39 protein-coding genes and 2 pseudogenes are annotated in these 25,405 nt (G+C 60.1%); 31 read left to right on the forward strand and 10 right to left on the reverse strand.

The window, feature by feature from the left end; translation table 11 throughout:
• The 28 genes and pseudogenes from tuf to rplQ all read left to right on the forward strand — a co-directional run.
• A pseudogene (gene tuf, locus ASD00_RS39460) lies at positions 1-118 on the forward strand (elongation factor Tu); the annotation flags it as partial.
• Positions 119-434: 316 nt separating this feature from the next.
• Positions 435-743, forward strand: a complete 309-nt coding sequence (gene rpsJ, locus ASD00_RS30630) for a 30S ribosomal protein S10 (RefSeq protein ID WP_003507767.1) — start codon at positions 435-437, stop codon at positions 741-743.
• A gap of 140 nt (positions 744-883) precedes the next feature.
• Positions 884-1,570 (forward strand): 50S ribosomal protein L3, encoded by a 687-nt coding sequence (gene rplC, locus ASD00_RS30635; RefSeq protein ID WP_025426664.1) that lies wholly within the window; start codon positions 884-886, stop codon positions 1,568-1,570.
• A gap of 12 nt (positions 1,571-1,582) precedes the next feature.
• On the forward strand, positions 1,583-2,203 hold the full coding sequence (gene rplD, locus ASD00_RS30640) for a 50S ribosomal protein L4 (RefSeq protein WP_025426665.1): 621 nt from the start codon (positions 1,583-1,585) through the stop codon (positions 2,201-2,203).
• A complete protein-coding gene (locus ASD00_RS30645) occupies positions 2,200-2,493 on the forward strand; it encodes a 50S ribosomal protein L23 (protein ID WP_025426666.1) in 294 nt (97 codons plus the stop codon). Before rplD ends, ASD00_RS30645 begins: the two co-directional genes overlap by 4 nt.
• A gap of 43 nt (positions 2,494-2,536) precedes the next feature.
• Positions 2,537-3,376 (forward strand): 50S ribosomal protein L2, encoded by an 840-nt coding sequence (gene rplB / locus ASD00_RS30650; protein ID WP_025426667.1) that lies wholly within the window; start codon positions 2,537-2,539, stop codon positions 3,374-3,376.
• Positions 3,377-3,391: 15 nt separating this feature from the next.
• Positions 3,392-3,670 (forward strand): 30S ribosomal protein S19, encoded by a 279-nt coding sequence (rpsS, locus tag ASD00_RS30655; protein ID WP_025426668.1) that lies wholly within the window; start codon positions 3,392-3,394, stop codon positions 3,668-3,670.
• 2 nt (positions 3,671-3,672) lie between these two features.
• On the forward strand, positions 3,673-4,062 hold the full coding sequence (gene rplV / locus ASD00_RS30660) for a 50S ribosomal protein L22 (protein ID WP_025426669.1): 390 nt from the start codon (positions 3,673-3,675) through the stop codon (positions 4,060-4,062).
• Positions 4,062-4,775, forward strand: a complete 714-nt coding sequence (gene rpsC, locus ASD00_RS30665; protein ID WP_025426670.1) for a 30S ribosomal protein S3 — start codon at positions 4,062-4,064, stop codon at positions 4,773-4,775. The genes rplV and rpsC overlap by 1 nt, the downstream gene beginning before the upstream one ends.
• A 38-nt stretch (positions 4,776-4,813) precedes the next feature.
• Positions 4,814-5,227: a 50S ribosomal protein L16 gene (gene rplP / locus ASD00_RS30670; RefSeq protein WP_025426671.1), complete on the forward strand. Its 414-nt coding sequence runs from the start codon at positions 4,814-4,816 to the stop codon at positions 5,225-5,227.
• A gap of 12 nt (positions 5,228-5,239) precedes the next feature.
• Positions 5,240-5,440 carry a 50S ribosomal protein L29 gene (rpmC, locus tag ASD00_RS30675; protein ID WP_025426672.1) on the forward strand — a complete coding sequence of 67 codons (201 nt, stop codon included), beginning with the start codon at positions 5,240-5,242 and terminating at the stop codon, positions 5,438-5,440.
• Positions 5,441-5,452: 12 nt separating this feature from the next.
• On the forward strand, positions 5,453-5,689 hold the full coding sequence (gene rpsQ / locus ASD00_RS30680) for a 30S ribosomal protein S17 (RefSeq protein ID WP_025426673.1): 237 nt from the start codon (positions 5,453-5,455) through the stop codon (positions 5,687-5,689).
• Between the two features lie 178 nt (positions 5,690-5,867).
• Positions 5,868-6,236 (forward strand): 50S ribosomal protein L14, encoded by a 369-nt coding sequence (rplN, locus tag ASD00_RS30685; RefSeq protein WP_003536525.1) that lies wholly within the window; start codon positions 5,868-5,870, stop codon positions 6,234-6,236.
• Between the two features lie 14 nt (positions 6,237-6,250).
• Positions 6,251-6,562, forward strand: a complete 312-nt coding sequence (gene rplX, locus ASD00_RS30690; RefSeq protein ID WP_025426674.1) for a 50S ribosomal protein L24 — start codon at positions 6,251-6,253, stop codon at positions 6,560-6,562.
• Entirely contained in the window at positions 6,555-7,112 is a 558-nt protein-coding gene (rplE, locus tag ASD00_RS30695) for a 50S ribosomal protein L5 (RefSeq protein ID WP_025426675.1), read from the forward strand. The genes rplX and rplE overlap by 8 nt, the downstream gene beginning before the upstream one ends.
• A 34-nt stretch (positions 7,113-7,146) precedes the next feature.
• Complete coding sequence (rpsN, locus tag ASD00_RS30700) at positions 7,147-7,452, forward strand: 30S ribosomal protein S14 (protein WP_025426676.1); 306 nt, start codon at positions 7,147-7,149, stop codon at positions 7,450-7,452.
• Positions 7,453-7,464: 12 nt separating this feature from the next.
• Complete coding sequence (gene rpsH, locus ASD00_RS30705; protein ID WP_025426677.1) at positions 7,465-7,863, forward strand: 30S ribosomal protein S8; 399 nt, start codon at positions 7,465-7,467, stop codon at positions 7,861-7,863.
• A gap of 40 nt (positions 7,864-7,903) precedes the next feature.
• Positions 7,904-8,437, forward strand: coding sequence for a 50S ribosomal protein L6 (gene rplF, locus ASD00_RS30710; protein ID WP_025426678.1), 534 nt, complete (start codon positions 7,904-7,906; stop codon positions 8,435-8,437).
• A 12-nt stretch (positions 8,438-8,449) separates the two neighbouring features.
• Positions 8,450-8,812 carry a 50S ribosomal protein L18 gene (rplR, locus tag ASD00_RS30715; RefSeq protein ID WP_025426679.1) on the forward strand — a complete coding sequence of 121 codons (363 nt, stop codon included), beginning with the start codon at positions 8,450-8,452 and terminating at the stop codon, positions 8,810-8,812.
• A 128-nt stretch (positions 8,813-8,940) separates the two neighbouring features.
• A complete protein-coding gene (gene rpsE / locus ASD00_RS30720) occupies positions 8,941-9,510 on the forward strand; it encodes a 30S ribosomal protein S5 (protein WP_025426680.1) in 570 nt (189 codons plus the stop codon).
• Between the two features lie 12 nt (positions 9,511-9,522).
• Positions 9,523-9,726: a 50S ribosomal protein L30 gene (rpmD, locus tag ASD00_RS30725; RefSeq protein ID WP_025426681.1), complete on the forward strand. Its 204-nt coding sequence runs from the start codon at positions 9,523-9,525 to the stop codon at positions 9,724-9,726.
• A gap of 13 nt (positions 9,727-9,739) precedes the next feature.
• Positions 9,740-10,210, forward strand: a complete 471-nt coding sequence (rplO, locus tag ASD00_RS30730) for a 50S ribosomal protein L15 (RefSeq protein ID WP_025426682.1) — start codon at positions 9,740-9,742, stop codon at positions 10,208-10,210.
• Between the two features lie 233 nt (positions 10,211-10,443).
• Positions 10,444-11,784, forward strand: coding sequence for a preprotein translocase subunit SecY (secY, locus tag ASD00_RS30735; RefSeq protein WP_025426683.1), 1,341 nt, complete (start codon positions 10,444-10,446; stop codon positions 11,782-11,784).
• Positions 11,781-12,359 carry an adenylate kinase gene (locus tag ASD00_RS30740; RefSeq protein ID WP_025426684.1) on the forward strand — a complete coding sequence of 193 codons (579 nt, stop codon included), beginning with the start codon at positions 11,781-11,783 and terminating at the stop codon, positions 12,357-12,359. The genes secY and ASD00_RS30740 overlap by 4 nt, the downstream gene beginning before the upstream one ends.
• Positions 12,360-12,590: 231 nt before the next feature.
• On the forward strand, positions 12,591-12,959 hold the full coding sequence (gene rpsM, locus ASD00_RS30745; RefSeq protein ID WP_025426685.1) for a 30S ribosomal protein S13: 369 nt from the start codon (positions 12,591-12,593) through the stop codon (positions 12,957-12,959).
• Between the two features lie 228 nt (positions 12,960-13,187).
• Complete coding sequence (rpsK, locus tag ASD00_RS30750) at positions 13,188-13,577, forward strand: 30S ribosomal protein S11 (protein WP_003536496.1); 390 nt, start codon at positions 13,188-13,190, stop codon at positions 13,575-13,577.
• A gap of 103 nt (positions 13,578-13,680) precedes the next feature.
• Entirely contained in the window at positions 13,681-14,691 is a 1,011-nt protein-coding gene (locus ASD00_RS30755) for a DNA-directed RNA polymerase subunit alpha (RefSeq protein WP_025426686.1), read from the forward strand.
• Between the two features lie 44 nt (positions 14,692-14,735).
• A complete protein-coding gene (rplQ, locus tag ASD00_RS30760) occupies positions 14,736-15,161 on the forward strand; it encodes a 50S ribosomal protein L17 (RefSeq protein ID WP_025426687.1) in 426 nt (141 codons plus the stop codon).
• A 40-nt stretch (positions 15,162-15,201) separates the two neighbouring features.
• Here the strand turns inward: rplQ and msrQ are convergent, their stop codons facing one another.
• Together msrQ and msrP are read right to left on the reverse strand one after the other, a co-directional pair.
• Entirely contained in the window at positions 15,202-15,864 is a 663-nt protein-coding gene (gene msrQ / locus ASD00_RS30765) for a protein-methionine-sulfoxide reductase heme-binding subunit MsrQ (RefSeq protein WP_025426688.1), read from the reverse strand.
• Positions 15,865-15,866: 2 nt separating this feature from the next.
• A complete protein-coding gene (gene msrP / locus ASD00_RS30770) occupies positions 15,867-16,814 on the reverse strand; it encodes a protein-methionine-sulfoxide reductase catalytic subunit MsrP (RefSeq protein ID WP_025426689.1) in 948 nt (315 codons plus the stop codon).
• 198 nt (positions 16,815-17,012) lie between these two features.
• Here msrP and ASD00_RS30775 point away from each other — a divergent pair, with 198 nt between their 5' ends.
• The 3 genes from ASD00_RS30775 to sugE all read left to right on the forward strand — a co-directional run bounded on the left by ASD00_RS30775 (position 17,013) and on the right by sugE (position 20,256).
• Positions 17,013-18,410, forward strand: coding sequence for a DegQ family serine endoprotease (locus ASD00_RS30775; RefSeq protein ID WP_025426690.1), 1,398 nt, complete (start codon positions 17,013-17,015; stop codon positions 18,408-18,410).
• Positions 18,407-19,714 carry a replication-associated recombination protein A gene (locus ASD00_RS30780; protein WP_057210900.1) on the forward strand — a complete coding sequence of 436 codons (1,308 nt, stop codon included), beginning with the start codon at positions 18,407-18,409 and terminating at the stop codon, positions 19,712-19,714. Before ASD00_RS30775 ends, ASD00_RS30780 begins: the two co-directional genes overlap by 4 nt.
• 227 nt (positions 19,715-19,941) lie before the next feature.
• Complete coding sequence (sugE, locus tag ASD00_RS30785) at positions 19,942-20,256, forward strand: quaternary ammonium compound efflux SMR transporter SugE (RefSeq protein ID WP_025426692.1); 315 nt, start codon at positions 19,942-19,944, stop codon at positions 20,254-20,256.
• Positions 20,257-20,316: 60 nt separating this feature from the next.
• Here sugE and ASD00_RS30790 read toward each other — a convergent pair whose 3' ends face one another.
• From ASD00_RS30790 to ASD00_RS40530, 8 genes and pseudogenes are all read right to left on the reverse strand, one after another.
• Positions 20,317-21,102 carry an ATP12 family chaperone protein gene (locus ASD00_RS30790; protein ID WP_057210902.1) on the reverse strand — a complete coding sequence of 262 codons (786 nt, stop codon included), beginning with the start codon at positions 21,100-21,102 and terminating at the stop codon, positions 20,317-20,319.
• A complete protein-coding gene (locus tag ASD00_RS30795) occupies positions 21,095-21,760 on the reverse strand; it encodes an HAD-IA family hydrolase (RefSeq protein WP_025426694.1) in 666 nt (221 codons plus the stop codon). Before ASD00_RS30795 ends, ASD00_RS30790 begins: the two co-directional genes overlap by 8 nt.
• Positions 21,760-22,752, reverse strand: a complete 993-nt coding sequence (locus ASD00_RS30800) for an RluA family pseudouridine synthase (RefSeq protein ID WP_025426695.1) — start codon at positions 22,750-22,752, stop codon at positions 21,760-21,762. The genes ASD00_RS30795 and ASD00_RS30800 overlap by 1 nt, the downstream gene beginning before the upstream one ends.
• 37 nt (positions 22,753-22,789) lie before the next feature.
• Positions 22,790-23,167 carry a fluoride efflux transporter CrcB gene (gene crcB / locus ASD00_RS30805; protein ID WP_057210904.1) on the reverse strand — a complete coding sequence of 126 codons (378 nt, stop codon included), beginning with the start codon at positions 23,165-23,167 and terminating at the stop codon, positions 22,790-22,792.
• A 26-nt stretch (positions 23,168-23,193) separates the two neighbouring features.
• The gene (gene fghA, locus ASD00_RS30810) at positions 23,194-24,027 is read right to left on the reverse strand and encodes an S-formylglutathione hydrolase (RefSeq protein ID WP_025426697.1); all 834 of its coding nucleotides are present in this window, start codon (positions 24,025-24,027) and stop codon (positions 23,194-23,196) included.
• A gap of 25 nt (positions 24,028-24,052) precedes the next feature.
• Entirely contained in the window at positions 24,053-24,700 is a 648-nt protein-coding gene (locus ASD00_RS30815; RefSeq protein ID WP_025426698.1) for a DUF1345 domain-containing protein, read from the reverse strand.
• Between the two features lie 40 nt (positions 24,701-24,740).
• A complete protein-coding gene (locus ASD00_RS30820) occupies positions 24,741-25,181 on the reverse strand; it encodes a YaiI/YqxD family protein (RefSeq protein WP_025426699.1) in 441 nt (146 codons plus the stop codon).
• Positions 25,182-25,261: 80 nt separating this feature from the next.
• Positions 25,262-25,405 (reverse strand): annotated as a pseudogene (locus tag ASD00_RS40530) (S-(hydroxymethyl)glutathione dehydrogenase); the annotation flags it as partial.

The following is a 25,405-nucleotide window of genomic DNA, read 5'->3' on the forward strand; positions in this document are numbered from 1 at the left end:
CGTCACGGTTGCCGTTGAGCTGATCGTTCCGATCGCGATGGAAGAAAAGCTGCGCTTCGCTATCCGCGAAGGTGGCCGTACCGTCGGCGCCGGCATCGTCGCTTCGATCGTCGAGTAATCGGCGAACGGGCGGAATGAGGCGAGGCGCATTGTTATGCGCCTCGGACATAGCCGCCCAGCATGATTTAGTTGGTCGCACGGCTTGCCGACGACGCCGAAATAGTGCAAATGGCGCGCAAGCGTGATTTGCATGGTGCGTCGGCATAGTGCGATCGCGAAAGTACAGGCCGGCCACGGCCGCTCAAATAGGAAGGGGCAGGGGAAACCTTGTCCCTCCGATCTTTGAAAAATTAGCGGACTGGCCGAACATCAAACGAAGTTCAATGCGCGTTTCTCCACGGAAACCGCAACTAACATGAACAAGGATAAGTCGTATGAACGGCCAGAACATCCGCATCCGCCTCAAGGCGTTTGATCACCGGATCCTCGATGCCTCGACACGCGAAATCGTCTCGACGGCCAAGCGCACCGGTGCCAGCGTGCGCGGTCCAGTACCGCTGCCGACGCGCATTGAAAAATTTACGGTCAACCGTTCGCCGCACGTCGACAAGAAGAGCCGCGAACAGTTCGAAATGCGTACCCACAAGCGCCTTCTCGATATCGTAGATCCGACTCCGCAGACCGTTGACGCGCTGATGAAGCTCGACCTCGCTGCCGGCGTCGACGTGGAAATTAAGCTTTAATAACAAGGAAGGTACGTGGGCTTCGGTCCAACGGCTTCCAGAAACGGGCGACCCGGCGTTCCGCAAGGATCAGAGGGAGACCTTAAACAAGAGATGCGAAGGGGTTCGCCCCGACGTTAACTCTCAAGAGGAATGAACCGATGCGTTCAGGTGTGATTGCACAGAAAGTGGGAATGACGCGCGTCTACAACGACGCCGGCGAGCATATCCCGGTAACAGTATTGCGGCTGGAAAACTGCCAGGTGGTAGCCCAGCGCACGGACGACAAGAACGGCTATACCGCTGTCCAGTTGGGCGCCGGCACTGCCAAGGTCAAGAACACGCCGAAGGCGATGCGCGGCCACTTTGCTGCCGCCAACGTCGAACCGAAGGCGAAGCTCGTCGAATTCCGCGTTTCCGCGGACAATCTGATCGACATCGGCTCCGAACTGACCGCCAACCATTTCGTTGCGGGCCAGCTCGTCGACGTCACCGGTACCACGATCGGTAAGGGCTTTGCCGGCGCCATCAAGCGCCACAACTTCGGCGGTCTGCGTGCAACGCACGGCGTTTCCGTATCGCACCGTTCGCATGGTTCGACCGGTTCCAACCAGGATCCGGGCCGCGTCTGGAAGGGCAAGCGCATGGCTGGTCACATGGGCCAGACGCGCGTCACCACGCAGAACCTCGAAGTCGTATCGACCGATGAAGACCGCGGTCTGATCCTGGTCAAGGGCGCTGTCCCCGGCTCCAAGGGTGCCTGGATCGTCGTTCGTGACGCCATCAAGTCGGGCACCCCGGAAGGCGCACCGCGCCCCGCGGCCGTGCGCGCCGAAGCATCGAAGTAAGGGAGCCGAATAATGGATCTCACCGTCAAAACCCTCGAGGGCAAGGACGCGGGAAAGGTTTCCCTTTCGGACGCCATTTTCGGTCTCGAACCCCGTGAAGACATCATCGCCCGCGTCGTTCGCTGGCAGCTCGCTAAGAAGCAGCAGGGCACACACAAGGCCAAGGGCCGCGCGGAAGTTTCGCGCACCGGCGCCAAGATGTACAAGCAGAAGGGTACGGGCCGCGCCCGCCACCACTCCGCTCGTGCTCCACAGTTCCGTGGCGGTGGTAAGGCTCATGGCCCGGTTGTTCGCAGCCACGCCCATGACCTGCCGAAGAAGGTTCGTGCACTCGGCCTTCGCCACGCTCTGTCTGCCAAGCTGAAGGCTGAAAACATCATCGTTCTCGATGATCTCGTTGCCGCAGAAGCAAAGACGAAGACCCTGGCTGGCGTATTCGCCTCGCTCGGTCTGACCAATGCTCTGATCATCGGCGGCGCTGAAATCGAGAACAACTTCAAGCTCGCCGCTCAGAACATCCCGAATGTGGACGTTCTGCCGGTTCAGGGCATCAACGTTTACGACATTCTGCGCCGTGGCAAGCTCGTGCTTTCCAAGGCTGCCGTGGAAGCTCTGGAGGAGCGGTTCAAATGACGGATCTTCGCCACTACGACGTGATCGTGTCTCCCTCGATCACTGAAAAGTCGACGCTGGTTTCCGAACAGAACCAGATCGTCTTCAACGTCGCCAAGGGTGCTTCGAAGCCTGAAATCAAGGCTGCTGTCGAAGCTCTGTTCGGCGTCAAGGTTACGGCCGTGAACACGCTCGTCCGCAAGGGCAAGACCAAGCGGTTCCGCGGCTTTACCGGAAAGCAGAAGGACGTGAAGAAGGCGATCATCACGCTCGCCGACGGTCAGTCCATCGACGTCTCCACCGGTCTCTAACGGATAGGCCCATTAGGGTAAAAACCCAAAAGGGAACAATAAAATGGCATTGAAAAGTTTCAATCCGACGACCCCGAGCCAGCGCCAGCTGGTCATCGTTGACCGGTCCGGCCTCTACAAGGGCAAGCCGGTAAAGGCGCTGACCGAAGGTCTGCACTCCAAGGGCGGTCGCAACAACCTCGGCCGTATCACCGTTCGCTTCCAGGGCGGCGGTCACAAGCGGACCTACCGTCTGGTCGACTTCAAGCGTCGCAAGTTCGACGTAGAAGGCACCGTCGAGCGTCTGGAATATGACCCGAACCGCACCGCGTTCATCGCGCTGGTAACCTACGCCGATGGCGAACAGGCCTACATCCTCGCTCCGCAGCGTCTCGCTGCCGGCGACAAGGTGATCGCTTCGGAAAAGGCAGCAGTCGACGTCAAGCCCGGCAACACCATGCCGCTGCAGTTCATCCCGGTCGGCTCCATCATCCACAACGTGGAAATGAAGCCGGGTAAGGGCGGCCAGCTGGCTCGCTCGGCCGGTACCTACGCGCAGCTCGTTGGTCGTGACCAGGGCATGGCAATCCTTCGCCTGAACTCGGGTGAACAGCGCCTCGTGCACGGCTCTTGCCTCGCATCCATCGGTGCTGTATCGAACCCCGATCACGGCAACATCAATGACGGTAAGGCTGGTCGTTCGCGCTGGCGCGGTAAGAAGCCGCACGTTCGCGGCGTCGTCATGAACCCGGTTGACCACCCGCACGGCGGTGGTGAAGGCCGTACGTCCGGTGGTCGCCACCCGGTTACCCCTTGGGGCAAGCCGACGAAGGGCAAGCGGACGCGCTCCAACAAGTCGACCGACAAGTTCATCATGCGGTCGCGTCACCAGCGCAAGAAGTAAGAGAGGAAGTCTCAAGTGGCTCGTTCAGTATGGAAAGGTCCGTTTGTTGACGGCTATCTTCTCAAGAAGGCTGAGAAGGTTCGTGACGGCGGTCGTAACGAAGTGATCAAAATGTGGAGCCGTCGCTCCACGATCCTTCCGCAGTTCGTGGGTCTCACCTTCGGCGTCTACAACGGCAACAAGCATGTTCCCGTTTCGGTGTCAGAAGAAATGGTCGGACACAAGTTCGGTGAATTCTCTCCGACCCGGACCTATTACGGTCATGGTGCGGACAAGAAGGCAAAGAGGAAGTAACAATGGGCAAGGCAAAAGCCGAACGCCGGCTGAAGGATAATGAAGCGCAGGCAATTGCGCGCACGATCCGCGTCAGCCCCCAGAAGCTCAACCTGGTTGCAGCGATGATCCGCGGCAAGAAGGTCGAGCGCGCTCTGGCCGAACTCGAGTTCTCGCGCAAGCGGATCTCGGAAACGGTCAAGAAGACGCTTGAATCCGCGATCGCAAACGCTGAGAACAACCACGACCTCGACGTTGATTCGCTCATCGTCGCTGAGGCGTATGTTGGCAAGTCGATTGTGATGAAGCGCTTCCACGCTCGTGGTCGCGGCCGTGCATCGCGTGTTGAAAAGCCGTTCTCTCACTTGACGATCGTCGTTCGTGAAGTGGAAGCCAAAGGGGAGGCCGCATAATGGGCCAGAAGATTAATCCGATCGGTTTCCGTCTCGGCATCAACCGGACCTGGGATAGCCGTTGGTTCGCTGATAACGCGGAATACGGTCAGCTTCTTCACGAAGACCTGAAGATCCGCGCTTACCTGATGGAAGAGCTGAAGGCCGCTGGCATTGCCAAGGTCGTGATCGAGCGTCCGCACAAGAAGTGCCGCGTAACGATCCACTCGGCTCGTCCGGGCCTGATCATCGGCAAGAAGGGCGCAGACATCGAAAAGCTCCGCAAGAAGCTTTCCGAGATGACCAACTCCGAAACCCACCTCAACATCGTTGAAGTGCGCAAGCCGGAAGTTGACGCAACGCTCGTTGCCCAGTCGATCGCTCAGCAGCTCGAGCGCCGCGTGGCTTTCCGCCGTGCGATGAAGCGCGCTGTTCAGTCGGCCATGCGTCTTGGCGCCGAAGGCATTAAGATCACCTGCGCCGGTCGTCTCGGTGGTGCCGAAATCGCTCGTACCGAATGGTACCGCGAAGGTCGCGTTCCGCTGCACACTCTGCGTGCGGACATCGACTACGGTACGTCTGAAGCTCAAACCGCTTTCGGTATCTGCGGCATCAAGGTCTGGATCTTCAAGGGCGAGATCCTTGAGCACGATCCGATGGCTTCCGAGCGTCGCGCGATCGAGAGTGACAACCAGGGCGGCAGCAGCAGAGACCGTCGTCGCGAAAACGCGTAACATGCGCGCGTGGCAGCCAATATCGGAGAATTAAAAAAATGTTGCAGCCAAAGCGTACGAAGTATCGCAAGCAATTCAAGGGCCGCATCAAGGGCGTAGCCAAGGGCGGATCTGATCTTTCCTTTGGTGAATTCGGCCTGAAGGCTCAAGAACCAAACCGCGTCAATGCGCGCGAGATCGAAGCGGCCCGCCGCGCGATCACCCGCCATATGAAGCGTGCCGGCCGCGTCTGGATCCGTGTGTTCCCTGACGTTCCGGTCACCGCCAAGCCTACCGAAGTCCGCATGGGTAAGGGTAAGGGCTCGGTTGAATACTGGGCATGCAAGGTCAAGCCTGGTCGTATGATGTTCGAGATCGATGGTGTCAGCGAAGAACTCGCCCGTGAGGCACTTCGTCTTGGTGCTGCCAAGCTCTCTGTCAAGACGCGCTTCGTGCAGCGTATCGCAGAGTAAGGAGTGAATCTCATGAAAGCCGCAGATGTTCGCGCTCTGAGCGCCGATCAACTCAACGAAGAGCTTGCCAAGCTGAAGAAAGAGCAGTTCAATCTGCGTTTCCAGAAGGCAACCGGCCAGCTCGAAAAGTCGTCGCGTATTGACGAAGTCCGTAAGGACATCGCACGCGTCAAAACAATTGCCCGCCAGAAGGCGGCAGAAGCCAAGGCCTAAGGACCACAAAATATGCCGAAACGCATTCTGCAGGGCACAGTCGTCAGCGACAAGAACGACAAGACCGTCGTCGTCAGGGTCGAGCGCCGCTTTGCGCACCCGATTCTCCAGAAGACCGTCCGCCGTTCGAAGAAGTACAAGGCGCACGACGAAAACAACCAGTACAAGGTTGGTGACGTTGTTTCCATCGAGGAATGCGCGCCGATCTCCAAGGATAAGCGCTGGACGGTGGTTGCCGCCCAGGCTTGATTTCTACGGGATTTGACCGCGAGACCCTTGCGTCTTGGGCAAATATCTGTATGAAGCACGCAATTGAAGTAGAGGAACGCTCGAGTCCGGGCGTTCTTTTGCTTTGAGATAGGCACAATAAGCCGGGCGAGGGGGTCTAGACCCAACCGGCCTGGTAACAACAAGAAGGCGACCTGACATGATTCAGATGCAAACAAACCTCGACGTGGCGGATAATTCCGGCGCACGTCGTGTCATGTGCATCAAGGTGCTGGGCGGCTCCAAGCGTAAGTACGCGTCGATCGGCGACATCATTGTCGTTTCGATCAAGGAAGCCATTCCGCGCGGCCGCGTGAAGAAGGGTGATGTCATGAAGGCTGTTGTCGTTCGCACCGCGAAAGACATCCGCCGTGCGGATGGCAGCGTCATTCGTTTTGACACAAACGCAGCCGTTCTTATCGATAACAAGAAAGAGCCGATCGGCACCCGTATCTTCGGACCGGTTCCGCGCGAACTTCGCGCCAAGAACCACATGAAGATCATCTCGCTGGCTCCGGAAGTACTCTAAGGGAGCGTTGAGAGATGCAAAAGATTCGTAAAGGCGACAAGGTCGTCGTTCTCACCGGTAAGGACAAGGGCCGTACCGGCGAAGTCGTACAGGTTATGCCGAAGGAAGATCGGGCTGTAGTGCGTGGCGTGAACATGGTGAAGCGTCACCAGCGCCAGACCCAGAGCCAGGAAGCCGGCATCATCAACAAGGAAGCCTCGATCCATCTTTCGAACATCGCGATTGCCGATCCGAAGGACGGCAAGCCGACCCGCGTCGGCTTCAAGATCGACGGTGACAAGAAGGTCCGCGTGGCCAAGCGTTCGGGAGTAGTGATCGATGGCTAAGTCCGCTTATGAGCCCCGGCTCAAGAAGGAATATGTCGAGCGTATTCGTGCGGCTATGCAGGAGAAGTTCTCCTACGCCAACGAAATGCAGATCCCGCGCCTCGACAAGATCGTCATCAACATGGGTGTTGGCGAATCGACCGGCGACTCCAAGAAGCCGACCGTCGCAGCTGCCGACCTCGCTGCGATTGCTGGTCAGAAGCCGGTAATCACCCGCGCTCGCAACTCCATCGCTGGCTTCAAGCTGCGCGAAGGCATGCCGATTGGTGCCAAGGTTACCCTGCGCGGCGTTCGGATGTATGAGTTCCTGGATCGTCTCGTGAACATCGCTCTTCCGCGTGTTCGCGACTTCCGTGGCCTCAACCCGAAGTCCTTCGATGGCCGTGGCAACTTCGCCATGGGCGTCAAGGAGCACATTGTGTTCCCTGAGATCAACTACGACAAGGTTGATCAGATGTGGGGCATGGACATCATCGTTTGCACGACGGCTACTAACGACGACGAAGCACGCGCTCTGCTCACAGAGTTCAACTTCCCGTTCCGTCAGTAATCCGTAACGACAAGCGTAAAGAAGGATAACTGTTATGGCGAAAACGAGCGCAGTTGAAAAGAACAAGCGCCGCCGCAAACTGGTTGCCGGGCAAGCCTCTAAGCGCGCCGCTCTGAAGGCAATCATCATGAACCAGTCTCTGCCGATCGAAGAGCGGTTCAAGGCAACCATCAAGCTGGCTGAACTGCCGCGTGATGGATCCAAGACCCGCATCCGCAACCGTTGTGAAGTTACGGGCCGTCCGCGCGCCTACTATCGTAAACTTCGCATGTCGCGTATTGCGCTTCGCGAACTGGGCAATTCCGGCCGCGTGCCGGGTATTGTCAAGTCGAGCTGGTAAGGAGACGGGCACATGGCAATGACTGATCCGCTGGGCGATATGCTCACCCGTATCCGTAACGGCGCGGCACGCCGCAAGTCGAGCGTTTCCACGCCGGCTTCGAAGCTCCGCGCACGTGTTCTGGATGTCCTTCAGGCTGAAGGCTACATCCGTGGATACTCTGAAGTCGTATTTGGCAACGGCAAGGCCGAGCTGAACATCGAACTGAAGTACTACGAAGGCGCTTCCGTAATCCGTGAGATCGGACGCGTTTCCAAGCCGGGCCGCCGAGTTTATGTCTCGGTTAAGTCCATTCCGCAGGTCGCGAACGGCCTCGGCATCACCATCCTTTCGACTCCGAAGGGTGTGATGGCCGATCATCAGGCACGCGAACAGAATGTTGGTGGCGAGATTCTTTGCTCCGTCTTCTAAGACGTAACATGATCTCCATAGCGAACAGACAGGTATAAAAATGTCTCGTATCGGTAAAAAGCCCGTTCAAGTTCCTGCAGGCGTCACGGCAAGCGTTGATGGCCAGAAGGTAACGGCGAAGGGCCCTAAGGGCGAACTGTTCTTTGTTGCAAACGACGAAGTATCGGTAGCGCTCGAAGACAACGCGGTTGTTGTACAGCCGCTCAACCAGAGCAAGGATGCTCGTTCCAAGTGGGGCATGTCCCGCACGATGATCGAGAACATCCTGAAGGGTGTTAAGGACGGTTACGAGCGCAAGCTCGAAATCAACGGCGTTGGTTACCGCGCTTCGCTGCAGGGCAAGAACTTGCAGCTGGCACTCGGTTTCAGCCACGACGTGGTCTACCAGACGCCGGAAGGCATCACGATCGCTGTACCGAAGCCGACGGAAATCGTCGTCTCCGGCATCAACAAGCAGCAGGTCGGCCAGGTTGCAGCGGAAATCCGCGAATACCGCGGCCCCGAGCCCTACAAGGGCAAGGGCGTCAAGTATGCCGGCGAGCGGATTGTCCGCAAAGAAGGCAAGAAGAAGTAAGGATCACGCGAAATGGCTAGCAGGAAAGATACTCTTGTGCGTCGCGCCAACCGCGTGCGCCGTCAAATCAAGGCGGTCGCGAATGGCCGTCCGCGCCTGTCGGTTCATCGCTCGTCGAAGAACATCTACGTACAGGTTATCGACGACGTGGCCGGCAAGACGCTTGCGTCTGCCTCCACGCTCGACACCGATCTGCGTTCGTCTTTGAAGACGGGCGCTGACGCGGCAGCTGCTGCTGCCGTCGGCAAGCTCATCGCTGAGCGCGCCGTAAAGGCTGGCGTCAAGGACGTTGTCTTTGATCGTGGCGCCTTCATCTATCATGGTCGCATCAAGGCTTTGGCCGAAGCTGCACGTGAAGGTGGTCTGAACTTCTGATCGGTTGCCAGGCGGGCCTTGCGCCCGCCTGGAACCCTCATAAGTTTCCGGTCGCTTCCGATCCACAGGACGGGGGCGACTTTTGTCAATCTGCCGATTGCACCCGGAAAAGAAAAAGGAAAAGGACAATGGCACAGGAAAGAAGGGGTTCTCGCGAAGATCGCCAGAACCGCGAAGAGCGCGACAGCGAATTTGTCGATAAGCTCGTAGCAATTAACCGCGTCGCCAAGGTGGTGAAGGGCGGTCGTCGTTTCGGTTTCGCAGCTCTCGTCGTCGTTGGCGACCAGAAGGGCCGCGTTGGCTTCGGTCATGGCAAGGCGCGCGAAGTGCCGGAAGCCATCCGCAAGGCAACGGAAGCCGCCAAGCGCGATCTGATCTTCGTCCCGCTGCGTGGTGGTCGTACCCTGCATCACGACGTTCACGGCCGTCACGGCGCCGGCAAGGTGCTGCTGCGTTCGGCCAAGGCCGGTACCGGTATCATCGCTGGTGGCCCGATGCGCGCCGTTTTCGAAACGCTCGGCGTTCACGACGTCGTCGCTAAGTCGACCGGTTCGTCGAACCCGTACAACATGGTTCGCGCAACGTTCGACGCCCTCAAGAACCAGATGCACCCGAAGGACATCGCAGCTCAGCGCGGCATGAAGTACGCCACGCTCCAGGCTCGTCGTGTTTCCTCCGGCGCTGCTTCCGAAGAATAAGGGAGCTGACAGATGGCTAAGAAAGAAAACGCTGCGAAGACGGTTACCGTCGAGCAGATCGGTAGCCCCATTCGCCGTCCGGCCGTACAGCGTCAGACGCTCATCGGCCTGGGCCTCAACAAGATGCACCGGGTTCGCACGCTGGAAGATACCCCAGCTGTTCGAGGCATGATCCGGTCGGTCCAGCACCTCGTTCGCGTCGTCGACGAGAAGTGAGGGGGATAAGCTCATGAAACTGAATGAAATCAAGGACAACGAAGGCTCGACCAAGAACCGCAAGCGTCTTGGCCGTGGCATCGGTTCCGGCTCCGGCAAGACTGCCGGTCGCGGTGTGAAGGGTCAGAAGGCTCGTTCGGGCGTTGCCATCAACGGCTTCGAAGGCGGCCAGATGCCAATCTACCGTCGTCTGCCGAAGCGCGGCTTCAACAACATCTTCGCTTCGGAGTTTGTTGTCGTGTCGCTCGGCCGCATCCAGACGGCTATCGACGCCAAGAAGCTTGACGCTTCGAAGACCGTCGATGCAGCAGCTCTCAAGGCTGCCGGCGTGATCCGTCGCGAAAAGGACGGCGTTCGCGTCCTGGCCGATGGCGAACTGAAGGCGAAGATCTCGCTCGAAGTTGCAGGTGCTTCCAAGCCGGCGATCGAAAAGATCGAAAAGGCTGGCGGCTCCATCAAGCTGCTTTCGGCTGCTGCCGAATAATATTACTGATCAACCGCCCGGGGTGCTTCACTCCGGGCGGTTTTGCTCCCATATGTGAGCCTCACGTCCGCGATGGCGAATCGCTCGCCTCGGCGGACATAGCGGAAACCACGGTGAGGCATCCGATTGCAGACACAATCGCCTCGCGTCCGGTTTTCAAGACGAAAAGTTAGTCCTTCCGGAACGGACAGGGTACTCCCGCTGATTCCGAGATTTGGTACGCGGAGAATTGCATGGCTTCTGCAGCGGAACAGCTCGCCTCGAACCTGAATTTCTCGACTTTCGCCAAGGCGGAAGATCTGAAGAAACGACTGTGGTTCACGCTTGGTGCGCTTTTGGTCTACCGTCTTGGCACCTATATCCCGCTGCCCGGCCTCAACCCGGACGCGTTTGCGCAGGCCTTCCAAGGCCAGAGCGGCGGCATTCTCGGGCTCTTCAACATGTTTTCGGGCGGCGCAGTGGAGCGCATGGCGATCTTCGCGCTCGGCATCATGCCCTATATCTCTGCCTCGATCATCGTTCAGCTGATGACCTCCGTCGTTCCGGCGCTGGAACAGCTGAAGAAAGAAGGCGAGCAGGGTCGCAAGATCATCAATCAGTACACCCGCTACGGCACGGTGCTTCTCGGCGTCATGCAGGCCTATGGCATTGCCGTCGGCCTTGAGAGCGGCAACGGCCTCGTGAACGATCCGGGTTGGTTCTTCCGTATTTCCACGGTTATCTCGCTGCTCGGCGGCACGATGTTCCTGATGTGGCTCGGCGAGCAGATCACATCGCGGGGCATCGGTAACGGCATCTCACTGATCATCTTCGCCGGCATCGTCGCCCATCTGCCGACGGCTCTTGCCGGAACGCTCGAGCTTGGCCGCACCGGTGCGCTTTCGACCCCGTTGATCCTGGCGATCATCGTCATGGTCGTTGCCGTCATCGCGCTCATCGTCTTCGTCGAACGCGCCCAGCGTCGTCTTCTGATCCAGTATCCGAAGCGCCAGGTCGGCAACCGCATGTTCCAGGGCGACACGTCGCACTTGCCGCTGAAGCTCAACACTGCGGGTGTTATCCCGGCGATCTTCGCATCGTCGCTGCTGCTGCTGCCGGCGACGCTTGCTGGTTTTGCCAACACCGCGGCGTTGCCCGGCTGGGCCACATCTATCGTCAGCGCGCTCGGTCACGGCCAGCCGCTCTACATGGTGCTCTACGGCGGCATGATTGCGTTCTTCGCCTTCTTCTACACGGCCATCGTCTTCAATCCGAAGGACACAGCCGACAATCTGAAGAAGCATGGCGGCTTCATTCCGGGCATCCGCCCGGGCGAGCGTACGGCTGAATACATCGACTACGTTCTGACGCGCATCACCGTGCTTGGAGCGATCTACCTGATCTTCGTCTGTATCCTGCCCGAAATCCTCATCGCCCAGACTGGCGTGCCGTTCTACCTTGGTGGTACGTCGCTTTTGATTGTTGTCAGCGTTACCCTTGATACGGTAGCACAGATCCAGGGTCACCTCATCGCTCAGCAGTATGAGGGGCTGATCAAGAAGTCGAAGCTGCGCGGAGGAAAGAGGGGACGATGAGACTGATTTTTTTGGGACCGCCCGGAGCTGGCAAGGGGACACAAGCCAAGCTTCTGACGGAGAGGTACGGTATTCCGCAGCTTTCCACAGGTGACATGCTGCGGGCGGCCGTCGCCCAGGCGACCGACGTCGGCAAGCGCGCCAAGGCTGTTATGGACGCCGGACAGCTCGTTTCTGATGCGATCGTCAACGAGATCGTGTCGGACCGGATCGACGCCCCGGATTGTGCCAACGGCTTTATCCTCGACGGATATCCGCGCACGGTCCCGCAGGCGGTCGCTCTCGGCCAGATGCTTAAAGGCAAGGGCTTGAAGCTCGATGCCGTGATCGAGCTCAAGGTCGACGAGACGGCGCTTGTAAAGCGTATGGAGAATCGCGTAGCGGAAACTATCGCTGCGGGCGGCTCGGTCAGATCGGACGATAATCCGGAAGCCTTCAAGCGTCGGCTGACGGAATATCGGGAAAAGACCGCACCTTTGTCGGAGCACTATGCCGGCACCGGTGAGCTTAAGACGGTCGACGGCATGGCCGATGTAGACGCCGTGACTGCACAGATCGAGAAGATTCTGGCCTAGACCCTGGGTCTTTGCCGAAAAGGAACCGCCGGGGAGTTGACTTTTCCGGCTGATTCCGCCAAAGACAGCGCCAACTCGCGACATGGGAGCGATCGGCGCGGTCTTCAACGAAACGAAGTCCGGGTACGGTCGGTTTTGACGTGTCTCGAACCTCAATCAACGTGCGGCTCTTGAGGTCGCGTAACGAAGCACCTATTGCCGGATGGCAACTGGAACGCAAGGAGAATAGACGTGGCACGTATCGCTGGCGTCAACATCCCGACGGCAAAGCGCGTTGTTATCGCGCTGACCTACATTCACGGGATCGGACCGAAATTCGCACAGGAAATCGTCGAGAAGGTCGGTATTCCGGCTGATCGCCGCGTGCATCAGTTGACGGACGCTGAAGTTCTTCAGATCCGCGAAACGATCGACCGCGACTACCAGGTTGAAGGTGACCTGCGTCGCGACACGTCGATGAACATCAAGCGTCTGATGGACCTGGGCTGCTACCGCGGCCTGCGTCATCGCCGCAGCCTGCCGGTGCGCGGTCAGCGTACCCACACCAATGCCCGCACCCGCAAGGGTCCGGCAAAGGCGATCGCCGGTAAGAAGAAGTAATTTCCCGAATAGGGAGATTGGGAGGCTGGCGCACGCGCCGGCCTCCTTTTGCAGTTTGGGAAGGGCGTTGCCCGACCGTCGCATTGCCTAACCGGTTTTGCGAAATGCCTGCAGGGCCGGTTCCACCGGTCCTGGATGAAACTGAAGAAGCAGGGCAGGGGACGAAAATTCCTTTCCCGGTGGAGCCGCTGGAATTACGGCGGTGCAGAGATCTAAGAAAGGGATCCTATGGCCAAGGAAGCCACCCGCGTTCGCCGTCGCGAACGCAAGAACATCACGTCTGGCGTCGCGCACGTCAATTCGTCGTTCAACAACACCATGATCACCATCACCGACGCACAGGGCAACGCAATTGCCTGGTCGTCTGCCGGTGCCAAGGGTTTCAAGGGCTCGCGTAAGTCGACCCCGTTTGCCGCTCAGATCGCCGCTGAAGACTGCGCCAAGAAGGCCCAGGAACACGGCATGAAGTCGCTTGAAGTTGAAGTTTGCGGTCCGGGTTCCGGCCGTGAATCCGCACTTCGCGCGCTGCAGGCTGCGGGCTTCATGATCACCTCGATCCGCGATGTGACCCCGATCCCGCACAACGGTTGCCGCCCGCGCAAGAAGCGCCGCGTCTGATCATTTGCGTTCAAAATGCCGGTGAGGGCGCTTCGGCGTGCTCCCGGACTTCGGGGCTCGGTTGTCACGATTGGATGGTGACAACGAACGGAAGGCACAAAACATGATCCAGAAAAATTGGCAGGAACTGATCAAGCCGAACAAGGTGGAGTTCATCTCCTCGGGCCGCACCAAGGCAACGTTGGTCGCGGAACCGCTTGAACGCGGCTTTGGTCTGACGCTCGGCAACGCGCTTCGCCGCGTGCTGCTGTCGTCGCTTCGCGGTGCTGCTGTTACCGCGGTGCAGATCGACGGCGTCCTGCACGAGTTCTCCTCTATCCCGGGCGTTCGGGAAGACGTGACGGACATCGTGCTCAACATCAAGGAAATCGCCATCAAGATGGATGGCGACGACGCAAAGCGCATGGTTGTGCGCAAGCAGGGTCCGGGCGTTGTAACCGCCGGTGACATCCAGACGGTTGGCGACATCGAAATCCTCAACCCGAACCATGTGATCTGCACCCTCGACGAGGGCGCTGAAATCCGCATGGAGTTCACCGTCAACAACGGCAAGGGCTACGTTCCGGCTGACCGTAACCGTTCGGAAGATGCTCCGATCGGCCTCATCCCGGTCGACAGCCTGTACTCGCCGGTCAAGAAGGTCTCGTACAAGGTGGAAAACACCCGCGAAGGCCAGGTTCTTGATTATGACAAGCTGACGATGTCCATCGAGACGGACGGCTCCGTCACCGGTGAAGATGCGATCGCGTTTGCGGCCCGCATCCTTCAGGACCAGCTGTCGGTTTTCGTCAACTTCGACGAGCCGCAGAAGGAAGCAGAGGAAGAGGCAGTCACCGAGCTCGCCTTCAACCCGGCGCTTCTCAAGAAGGTCGACGAACTGGAACTTTCCGTCCGTTCGGCCAACTGCCTGAAGAACGACAACATCGTCTACATCGGCGACCTCATTCAGAAGACCGAAGCAGAAATGCTCCGCACGCCGAATTTTGGTCGCAAGTCGCTGAACGAAATCAAGGAAGTTCTCGCTTCCATGGGCCTGCACCTCGGCATGGAAGTGCCGTCCTGGCCGCCTGAGAACATCGAAGATCTCGCCAAGCGTTACGAAGACCAATACTAACCATTAGACTGCGGGCAGATGCCTGCAAGTGAAGGAGAATAGCAATGCGCCACGGTAAAGCCGGCCGCAAGCTGAATAGAACCGCCAGCCACCGCAAGGCGATGTTTGCCAACATGGCAGCTTCGCTGATCGAGCACGAGCAGATCGTTACGACCCTGCCGAAGGCTAAGGAAATCCGCCCGATCGTTGAAAAGCTCGTCACTCTCGGCAAGCGCGGCGACCTGCATGCTCGTCGTCAGGCGATCTCGCAGATCCGCGACGCCGCTGTCGTTTCGAAGCTGTTCGACACGATCGCATCGCGTTACGCCACCCGCAACGGCGGCTACCTGCGTATCATGAAGGCTGGTTTCCGCCAGGGCGACAACGCTGCTCTCGCCGTCATCGAATTCGTTGACCGCGACACCGATGCAAAGGGTGCGAAGGATCGCGCTCGCGTCGCAGCTGAAGCTGACGCCGCAGAAGCAGCCTGATCTTTTCAGGTAAGCTGAATTGAAAGCGGCCGGGTGTTCGTCACCCGGCCGCTTTTTCTGTTTCCGCTGTCCGGATCGGTCGGTTGGCGACCTGCCGTTTACGCTTCAGATAGGGCTTGCGCACCAGGCGCCAGCAAAGGAGCAAGGTGACCAAAGCCAGATAGGTCATCTGCTCGAGGCCGACCACCTTGACTGACATGGCGAAATGCAGCGCTCCCGCCGCGGCGATCACATAGGCAAGCTTGTGCAACTGGTTCCATTTGCTGCCGAGCCTACGGATCGACCAATTGTTGGATGTCAGCGCCAGGGGGATGAGCATCAGCAGCCCGGCCATTCCGATGGTGATGAACGGGCGCCGGGCGATGTCGGCGATGATGGCGGGGATGTTCAGGACCTGGTCGAGCAGGAAATAGGCCAGGAAGTGCATCACCACATAGTAGAACGCCAGCAGCCCGAGTGCGCGCCGGTAGCGCAGCCAGTTGACGCCGAAGATATCGCGGATGGGGGTGATCGCCAGCGTGGCGACCAGAAAGCGCAGCGCCCAGATGCCGAGCAGGTGCTCGAATTCCTTGACGGGGTTTCCAGGCAGGCGTCCGGTGGCGCCGAGGTAAAAGGCGGCAAGGGCCGGACAGAGGCCCAGCCCGTACAATCCCCAGACGGACGCGGAGTGAAAGCGTTTCGGCAGGGCGGGCAGCTTGGGCATTCTTAGAAGTTCGCTCTCAGGTCCATGCCGGCATAGAGACCGGCGACTTCTTCCGCATAGCCATTGAAGGGCAGGGTATCGCGTCGGTTGGCGCCGAAGAAACCACCGCCACCGATCCTGTTTTCGGTCGCCTGGCTCCAGCGTGGATGGTCGACGGTCGGGTTAACATTCGCATAGAAGCCGTACTCATTGGGTGCCGACAGGTTCCATGTCGAAGGCGGCGGCGTTTCCGTCAACGAGATTCGCACGATCGACTTGATACCCTTGAAGCCATACTTCCAAGGAGTGACCAGTCGGATCGGCGCACCGTTCTGATTTGGCAGGGTCTTGCCATAGACGCCGACCGAGAGAATGGTGAGCGGATGGCGCGCCTCGTCGAGGCGCAGACCCTCGCGGTAAGGCCAGGGCAAAGCCTGAAAGAAGCCTGATTGGCCGGGCATCTCCTCGGGGCGCACCACGGTCTCGAATGAGACATATTTCGCATTGCCGAGTGGCTCGACTTTGTCGAGCAGGGCTGCGAGCGGGAACCCGGTCCAGGGAATGACCATCGACCAGGCTTCGACGCAACGCATCCGGTAGACACGCTCCTCGATTGGAAGCGCCAGAAGCTCCTCCAACCCGAATTCCTTCGGCTTGCCGACAAGACCATCGACCTTCACGGTCCATGGGGTCGGTTTGAAGGTATCCGAGTTGGCCGCAGGATCGGCCTTGCCGGTCCCGAACTCATAAAAATTGTTGTAGCCGGTGACGTCGGCCTCCGGCGTCAGATCCTCCTCGACGGTGTATCTGCCCTTGGGTGCGGCGAGTGCAGCCGCTTGGACCGAACCGACGCCAGTGCCTGCAATCAGCAAACCACCTGCCGTCGTCGCTAGAAAGGCGCGGCGCGAGAGAAAGCAGCTCTCCGGCGTGATTTCGGACGATGCGATTCTCGGTGGACGATAGGCCGGCATGATCTTTTCCGCTTTCAACGTGTGGGTCTTGTCTGCTCAAACTGACCAGAGTTTCGATCACTGAGAAAGAGGCGGATAACCACGTTTTCGTGCGTTCTACGTGATGGCGCCGACTTTGCGTATCTCGCAGTGACGTTTGCCTTTTTTCCTGCGAAATCCTATCTGAACGTAGCCGCGACGAATAGGAGAAGGCTTCATATGATCTTTGGTTCAAGGGCGCTTGCGACGCTCGTTCTCGCCGTCTCTCTCGCCTGTCCGGCAATGGCCCAGGATGCGAAGGTCGTGCCCCAGTCGCGCACCGAGATGCAGCTTTCCTTCTCGCCTCTGGTCAAGCAGACGGCGAATGCGGTCGTCAACGTCTATGCCGAGCGCGTGGTCGAGCGCCGGTCGGTCTTCTCGGGCGATCCCTTCTTCGAAGAGTTCTTCGGGCAGCGCATGCCGAACCGCAGCGAGAAGCAGTCGTCGCTCGGATCCGGCGTGATCGTCGGCAAGAACGGCATCGTCGTTACCAATAACCACGTCATAGAAGGCGCCGACGATATCAAGGTGGCGCTTGCCGATGGCCGCGAATATCCCTGCAAGATCGTGCTCAAGGATGACCGCCTCGATCTTGCGGTCCTGAAGATCCAGTCCGATGGTCCGTTCGACATCATCCCGATCGGCGATTCCGATGCGGTCGAGGTCGGCGATATCGTTCTGGCGATCGGCAATCCCTTCGGCGTCGGGCAGACGGTGACGAGCGGCATCGTTTCCGCGCTCGCCCGCAATCAGATTTCGTCGGGCGATTTCGGCTTCTTCATCCAGACGGACGCCGCCATCAACCCCGGCAATTCCGGCGGTGGCCTGATTGACATGAACGGTGCGCTGATCGGCATCAATACCGCGATTTTCTCCAAGGGCGGCGGCTCGAACGGCGTCGGCTTTGCCATCCCTGCCAATCTGGTAAAGGTGTTTGTCGCCTCCGCCGAGGGCGGCAATGGCTCCTTCGTGCGTCCGTTCATCGGCGCGTCCTTCGAGCCCGTGACCTCAGAAGTCGCGGAAGCTCTTGGCCTTGATCGCGCTCGCGGCGCGCTTGTCACCGCCGTCGTCACCGACGGGCCCGCAGCCTCAGCTGGCATCAAGCCGGGGCAGGTGATCACAGCGGTCAACGGCATCGCCGTGGAACATCCCGATGCCCTCGGCTACCGCCTGACCACGGTCGGTATTGGCCACGAGGCCCGCGTCACCGTTTCCGAAAACGGCAAACCGCACGATGTCAGCCTGAAGCTCGACCGTGCACCGGAGACGTCGCCCCGCGACGAGCGCCTCATCGAGGGCCGCAATCCGTTTGCCGGTGCGGTCGTAGCCAATCTCTCTCCCCGATTGGCCGACGAACTGCGCATGTCGACCTCGCTGCAGGGTGTCGTCGTTACCGAGATCAACCGTGGCTCGCCCGCCGCGCGCATCGGACTGGCGCCGAAGGATATTATCCGCTCCGTCAACGGCGCGTCGATCGACAGTTCGAAGACATTGGAGAGCGTGATGGCCGAGGGTGCCTCCTTCTGGCGCGTCGAAATCGAGCGCGATGGCCAGATCATTCGTCAGTTCTTCCGATGAGCGATCTCTTCTCGTCCTCCGAGCCGCCGGAAATGACCTCGGCAAGACCGCTTGCCGATCGTCTGCGGCCGCGCACGCTGTCCGAAGTCACCGGCCAGGAACACCTGACGGGCGTGGATGGCGTGTTGACGCGCATGATCGCATCGGGCTCGCTCGGATCGATGATCTTCTGGGGACCGCCTGGAACGGGCAAGACGACGGTCGCCCGGCTGCTGTCGGGCGAGGCGGGGCTTGCCTTCGAGCAGATCTCGGCGATCTTTTCCGGTGTCGCCGACCTCAAGAAGGTTTTCGAATCGGCAAGGGCCCGGCGGATGTCGGGCCGCCAGACCTTGCTCTTCGTCGATGAGATTCATCGTTTCAACCGTGCCCAGCAGGACAGCTTCTTGCCCGTCATGGAAGACGGCACGGTCATCTTGGTCGGGGCGACGACAGAAAATCCGTCTTTCGAACTCAACGCCGCTCTCTTGTCACGCGCCCGTGTGCTGACGTTCAAGCCGCATGGAGAAGAGAGCCTGCGAGAATTGCTGAAGCGCGCCGAAGAGACGGAAGGCAAACCTCTTCCGCTGGATGAGGACGCCCGGGCAAGCCTGATCCGGATGGCCGATGGCGACGGCCGGGCGGCGCTCACGCTGGCCGAGGAGGTCTGGCGCGCCGCGCGGGCGGACGAGATCTTCGATGTCGACGCGCTGCAGAGGATCGTGCAGCGACGAGCGCCGGTCTACGACAAGGGGCAGGACGGTCACTACAACCTGATTTCGGCCCTGCACAAATCGGTGCGCGGCTCCGACCCGGATGCGGCACTTTATTATCTCTGCCGAATGTTCGATGCCGGCGAGGATCCGCTCTATCTCGGACGGCGCCTCGTCCGCATGGCGGTGGAGGATATCGGCCTTGCCGATCCTCAGGCACTGGCGATCTGCAATGCCGCCAAGGATGCGTATGATTATCTCGGTTCGCCGGAAGGAGAACTGGCGTTGGCCCAGGCCTGCGTCTATCTCGCGACCGCACCGAAATCGAATGGTGTCTACATGGCTTACAAAGCGGCCATGCGGGCGGCCAAGGAAAACGGTTCGCTTCTGCCGCCGAAGCATATTCTGAACGCGCCGACCAAGTTGATGAAGGGCGAGGGCTACGGCGACGGCTATCGTTACGACCACGATGAGCCCGATGCGTTTTCGGGCCAGGACTATTTCCCGGAAAAGATGGGACGCAAGACCTTCTATGACCCGCCGGAACGCGGCTTCGAGCGAGAGATCCGCAAGCGGCTGGAATGGTGGGCAAAGCTGCGGCGTGAGCGGAGCTGACTCCATCTCTCTGTTGCGACGCATTTCCTGGCGGGAAACCGCTTCGCACTTTTTGCTGGAAATGCTTAAGCCTTGCCGGGCGTGCAGGGCTGATTTGCCCGGGCATATCTTGCTGCCGTCAGAAAACCGTGAGATAGAACCCGCGTTGCAGACGGCTGCACGGTTTTGAGACTTTCGATACCGAACATCCGCGGGGACGGCCTCGCTCCATACTCTAGGAGTTTGAAATGGCCTGGTTAATCCTCCTGCTTGCCGGTATCCTCGAAATCGGCTGGGCAATCGGTCTCAAATACACCGACGGTTTCACGCGGCTGACGCCGACGGTCCTGACCGTCGGTTCGATGATCCTTAGCATCGCCTTGCTTGGTCTGGCGGTCCGAACGCTGCCGCTCGGCACGGCCTATGCCGTCTGGACCGGCATCGGCACGGTCGGTACCGTCATTCTCGGCATTTTCCTCTTTGCCGAGCCGGCGACGTTCGTCCGCCTCGGTTGCATCACGCTGATCGTTGCCGGTATTGCCGGGCTGAAGCTTTCTGCCTAACGCAACGTCAGAGATCTCTCGCAAGGGCAGCTGACTTTCGCAGCCTGTTCCGGCGCGCCGCTATCGCAGCGCGTCGAGGACGGCAGTCGCCGCCTGCATCTCCTGCCAGCGGCCCTCGCGGCGCTTGAACGCTTCCTCGTCTGTGCCCCAATGCTCGATCTGCCAGTCCTCATCGACATGGGCTGCAATCCAAGCCTGTTCGGCGGTCAGCCGGCCGGACGCGAACGCAACCGCGAGCAGCGCCGAGCCGGTCAAGGTGGTGATCGTATGCACGCAGGTCAGGCCGAGCGGCGTCGCAAAGGCGCGCAGGCCCTCTGCATAGGCGGTGATTGCCTCACCGGTCTGTTCCTGGTGGATGACGCCCTCGGCCAGAATGAAGCGGGCGCCGAGCGACTGCGCAGCCCATTCGAGCACCGGGTTCCAGACGGCGTTCTGCCGTCCGACGAGCCCTTCCGGGCTGGACGCGCGGTAGCAGAGCAAGTCGGTTCCAGCGAAACGTAAGATGTCCTCGAAAACCGAGCGCTGGTCCTTCGCCACACCGTCGAGCGCCGTGTTGGCGATCCGGGTGACCGGCATCTTGGCGGGGTCGATGACCTCGACCTGCGCATCCCATTCGGCTGCCAGCATTTCGGCAAGCTTCAGGGTCGGGACCGCAAGCAGATTTTTCGCCGGCGTGCGCACCGGTCGGCCGTCAAGCAGCACGCTGTGGCCGCCGTCTTCCGAAGTGCCGATGCTGACGTCCTTGTAGAAGCGCTTGGGCAGCGGCTTCAGCATCTGGATCTGTGCGCGCCGGACCGGGTCCTCGTGGCTCAACGCACCGCTGAGTTCATCGCGAATATCAGGCATGATAGTGTTCCATCCACTCCATGATGTCGGCCGGCGTCCGTGCAATGTAGTCGGCCCCCGCCTCGACGAGATCCGGTACGTCGGCATAACCCCACGCAACACCGATGGCGGCGGCGCCGGCGGCCTTCGCCATCTGCATATCATAAATCGCATCGCCGATGACGACAGTATCGCTCGGATCAATCCCGGCTTCCGAGCAGCATTCCGAGACCATTGCTGGATGCGGCTTTGAAGGGCAGTCGTCGGCCGTGCGCGAGACGAAGAATATCCGGTCGAAGCCGTGGGTCTCGGCGATATGCGTCAGACCGCGGCGCGATTTGCCGGTGACCGCGCCAATCAGCAGCTCGTCGCGGCCGGACAGCGTCTGCATCATCTCCGCGATGCCGGGAAACAGCAGCTCCTGAAATCCGGATTCGCCGCGCACGCCGGCAAAAATCGCCTTGTAATGGGCCGTCATTGCCAGCGCCTGGTCGTCGACATGCTCGTGTCCGAGCAGGCGAGCAATGGCGATGTCAAGGGTCAGGCCGATGATGCCCTTGGTCGCGGAAAGTTCGGGTCGATCGAGTTCGAAGGCTTCGAAGGTCCGTGCCATCACTTCGTGGATCAGACCGCCGCTGTCGACCAGCGTGCCATCGCAATCGAAAAGCGCCAGTTTCATCAGTCGTCCTCGCCGGGCTCGTTCTCTTCGAAGCCTAGCAGGTTCCAGCTCTGGACCATGTGCGGCGGCAGCGGCGCAGTCACCCGCAGGCGACCGCCATCCGGGTGCGGGATATCGATATGGCGTGCGTGCAGGTGCAGCCGGTTCTGCATGCCGCCGGGCAGGCTCCAGTTGAAATCGGCGTCGAAATACTTCGGGTCGCCGAGGATCGGATGGCCGATGTGCAGCGCATGCACGCGTAGCTGATGGGTACGGCCGGTATAGGGCTCCATCTCCAGCCAGGCGAGGTTCTGTGCTGCCTGCTCGCGCACACGGTAGTAGGAAATGGCGTGGTCGGCGCCATCTTCACCGTGCTTGGCGATGCGCATGCGGTCGCCGTCCGGCGTCTGTTCCTTGACCAGCCAGGTCGAGATGCGGTCCTCGCGCTTGCGCGGGACGCCCTTCACCAGTGCCCAATAGGTCTTCTTGGTGTCGCGCTCGCGGAAGGCAGCCGTCAGCTTCTGCGCGGCGCCACGCGTGCGGGCAATCACCAGAACGCCGGAGGTGTCGCGGTCGAGGCGATGAACCAGACGGGGTTTTTCGCCACGCTGGTTGGTCCATGCCTCGAGCATCTTGTCGATGTGTCGGTTGACGCCGGAGCCGCCCTGTACCGCAAGCCCAGCCGGCTTGTTCAGCACGATAACCTTCGCGTCCTCGTGCAGCACCATGCGCGACAGCAATTCCCCGTCGGGCGAGTGGCGAAGGTCGCGTCCGGCGATCGGGCCAGTCTTTATCTCCTTGGCGTCGACGTTAAGCGGAGGGATGCGGACCGTCTGGCCCGTCTGCAGGCGCGTGTCGGATTTGACGCGGCCGCCGTCGACACGGATCTGGCCCGAGCGCAGCAGCTTCTGCAGCGGACCGAAACCCAGTCCGGGGAAATGCACCTTGAACCAGCGATCGAGGCGCATGCCTGCCTCGTCGCCGTCCACCTGCTTGTGTTCTATGCCTGCCATCTCAGCGAACCTGCTTCCTGTTCTTTAGAGGCAGCCTTTAGACCATTGCGCGCATCAGGGCCAGCCCGGCAAACACCGCCAGTATCGAAAGCACGATGCTGGCGGCGATGTAGCCGAGCGCGAGTGCAGCATCGCCACGCTCGAGCAGCATAATGGCGTCCAGTGAAAAAGCCGAAAAGGTGGTGTAACCGCCCAGCACGCCGGTGATCAGGAACAGTCGCATCTCCGGCGAAGCGCCGAACTTGCGCATGATCAGCTCCGCAAGCAAGCCGATCAGGAACGAGCCGGTGACGTTGACCATGAGCGTTCCCCATGGAAGGGCCGGGCCCCATCGTTGAACCGTCCAAAGGCCGACAAGATAGCGGGCCATCGATCCGATGGCGCCGCCGGCACCGACGAGAAGAAGTTGGGACATCGCAGCCTCCGGCCGTTTCACTGGGATCAGGCCAGCCGCTCGGCGTGCCACTTCAGATGATCGCCCATGAAGGTCGAGATGAAGTAATAGGAGTGATCGTAGCGCTCATGCATGCGCAGCGTCAGGTCGATGCCGGTTCCCTTGATCGCTTCCTCGAAGAGCCATGGCCGCAGGCCGTTGTCGAGGAAACTGTCCGCCTTGCCCTGGTCGATCAGGAACTCCGGGAAGCGGGCACCATCCTTGACCAGCGCGCAGGCATCGTATTGCCGCCAGGCGGCCCTGTCCTCGCCGAGGTATTTCTCGAAGGCGCCGATGGACCAGTCGGCCGTCGACGGCTCGACGATCGGCGCAAAGGCCGAGCAGCTGCGGAAACGGTCCGGATGCTTGAGCGCGATGGTCATTGCACCGTGACCGCCCATCGAATGGCCGAAAATGCCCTGCCGGCTCATATCGATGCGAAAATGCTGGCTGACGAAGGCCGGCAGCTCCTCGGTGATGTAGCTGTACATCTGATAGTGCTCGGACCACGGTGTTTGCGTGGCATCGAGGTAGAAGCCTGCGCCCTTGCCCATCTGCCAGTTGGTGAGTTCGTCGGGAACTTCCGTGCCGCGCGGGCTGGTGTCGGGGCAGACGACGATCAGCCCGAGCTCGGCTGCCATACGGCGGTACTCACCCTTTTCCATCACGTTGGCATGGGTGCAGGTGAGGCCCGAGAGATACCAGAGCACCGGCCGCGGCTCCTTGATCGCCTGTGGCGGGACGAAGACAGCAAACGTCATCTCGCCCTTGCAGGCCGCGGATTCGTGCGAGAAGACGCCCTGCATGCCGCCAAATGCGGTGTTCTGAGAAAGGACTTTCATCAAATGCTCCTTGGATATCGTGGGATCAGCCGGCGAGTTGCACGGCCGCGTTGACCGCAGCGGCGACAAGCACGGTGTTGAAGAAGAAGGAGACGATGGCGTGCATCAGGTTGATGCGCCGCATCGCCGTGGTGGTGATGGCGACGTCCGAAGTCTGGGCGGTCATGCCGATCACGAAGGAAAAATAGAGGAAATCATAGCCGCCGGGTTCCGGCGTCTCGGGAAAATCGAGGCCGCGCTGCGGGGCAGGGGTTTGCGCGCCGTCGTCAGGCACCCAATAGACATGGGCATAGTGCATGGCCGCCATCACGTGGATGGTCGCCCAGCCGAGAACGACCGAGGCAAAGGCTAGCGCCAGTTCGAGCGTTGGCCCCTTACTTTCGCCGTTCAACGCGAAGAACAGCGAGACCAGCGCCGTGGCGGCCGCTGCGAAAGTGACCAGGAAAATCACCGCTTCGGGTTCGTCGGTGTTTCTCGCATGCGTCTTGAGATGCTTGCCCGTCATCATCCGCAGCCGCCGGGCGCTCATGATCAGGTAGACGCAGAAAAAAGTGACGGCTGAGACTTCGAAACTATAGCGCGGCGCGGCAAACCACATGACGGGCAGGCTGGCAAGAGCACAGGGGAGCGCGGTGTAGAACGGCCAGTGCCTGAGCCTTGTCGTCGCTGTCATCGGAGTGCCCCTGCGATCCCTTGCGGATTGACGCCGCGCCTCACTTTTTCGTCTGGCGCGCGAGTCGGTCAAGTGTCTCGAGGAAGGTCGAACGGTCGCGTTGCGTGAAGGCGGCATTGTAGCCCTTGCTTTCGCCGGTCTCGCGCAGGTGTTGGCCAAGGTCGCGCATGGCAGACGCCATGCCGATATTGCTCTTGTCGAAGACGCGCCCGGACGGGCCGGTGACGAATGCGCCGGCGGCCACGCAACGAACCGCAAGCGGCACGTCGGCAGTCACGACGATATCGCCCTCATGCGCGCGTTCGGCGATCCAGTCGTCGGCGGCGTCGAAGCTTGCCGACACGATGACGTTGTGGACCATCGGGTCGCGCGACGGTCGCAGGCCCGAGTTGGCGACGAAGGTCACCTTGAAGCCATGGCGCTCGGCCACCTTCAGCACTTCCGCCTTCACCGGGCAGGCATCGGCATCGACATAGATCATCCTGAATCCGTTTCTCAAATGGACCGAAAAAGCGCCGGAATACAATCGATTCCGGCGCTTTCCTGAATCGGATTTTAAGCTTAGTAGAGAACCACGCTGCGGATGCTCTCGCCGGAGTGCATCAGCTCGAAGCCCTTGTTGATGTCTTCGAGCGGCATCGTGTGGGTGATCATCGGATCGATCTCGATCTTGCCTTCCATGTACCAGTCGACAATCTTCGGCAC

The sequence above is a fragment of the Ensifer sp. Root31 genome, from assembly GCF_001424825.1.
Lineage (GTDB): Bacteria > Pseudomonadota > Alphaproteobacteria > Rhizobiales > Rhizobiaceae > Ensifer > Ensifer canadensis.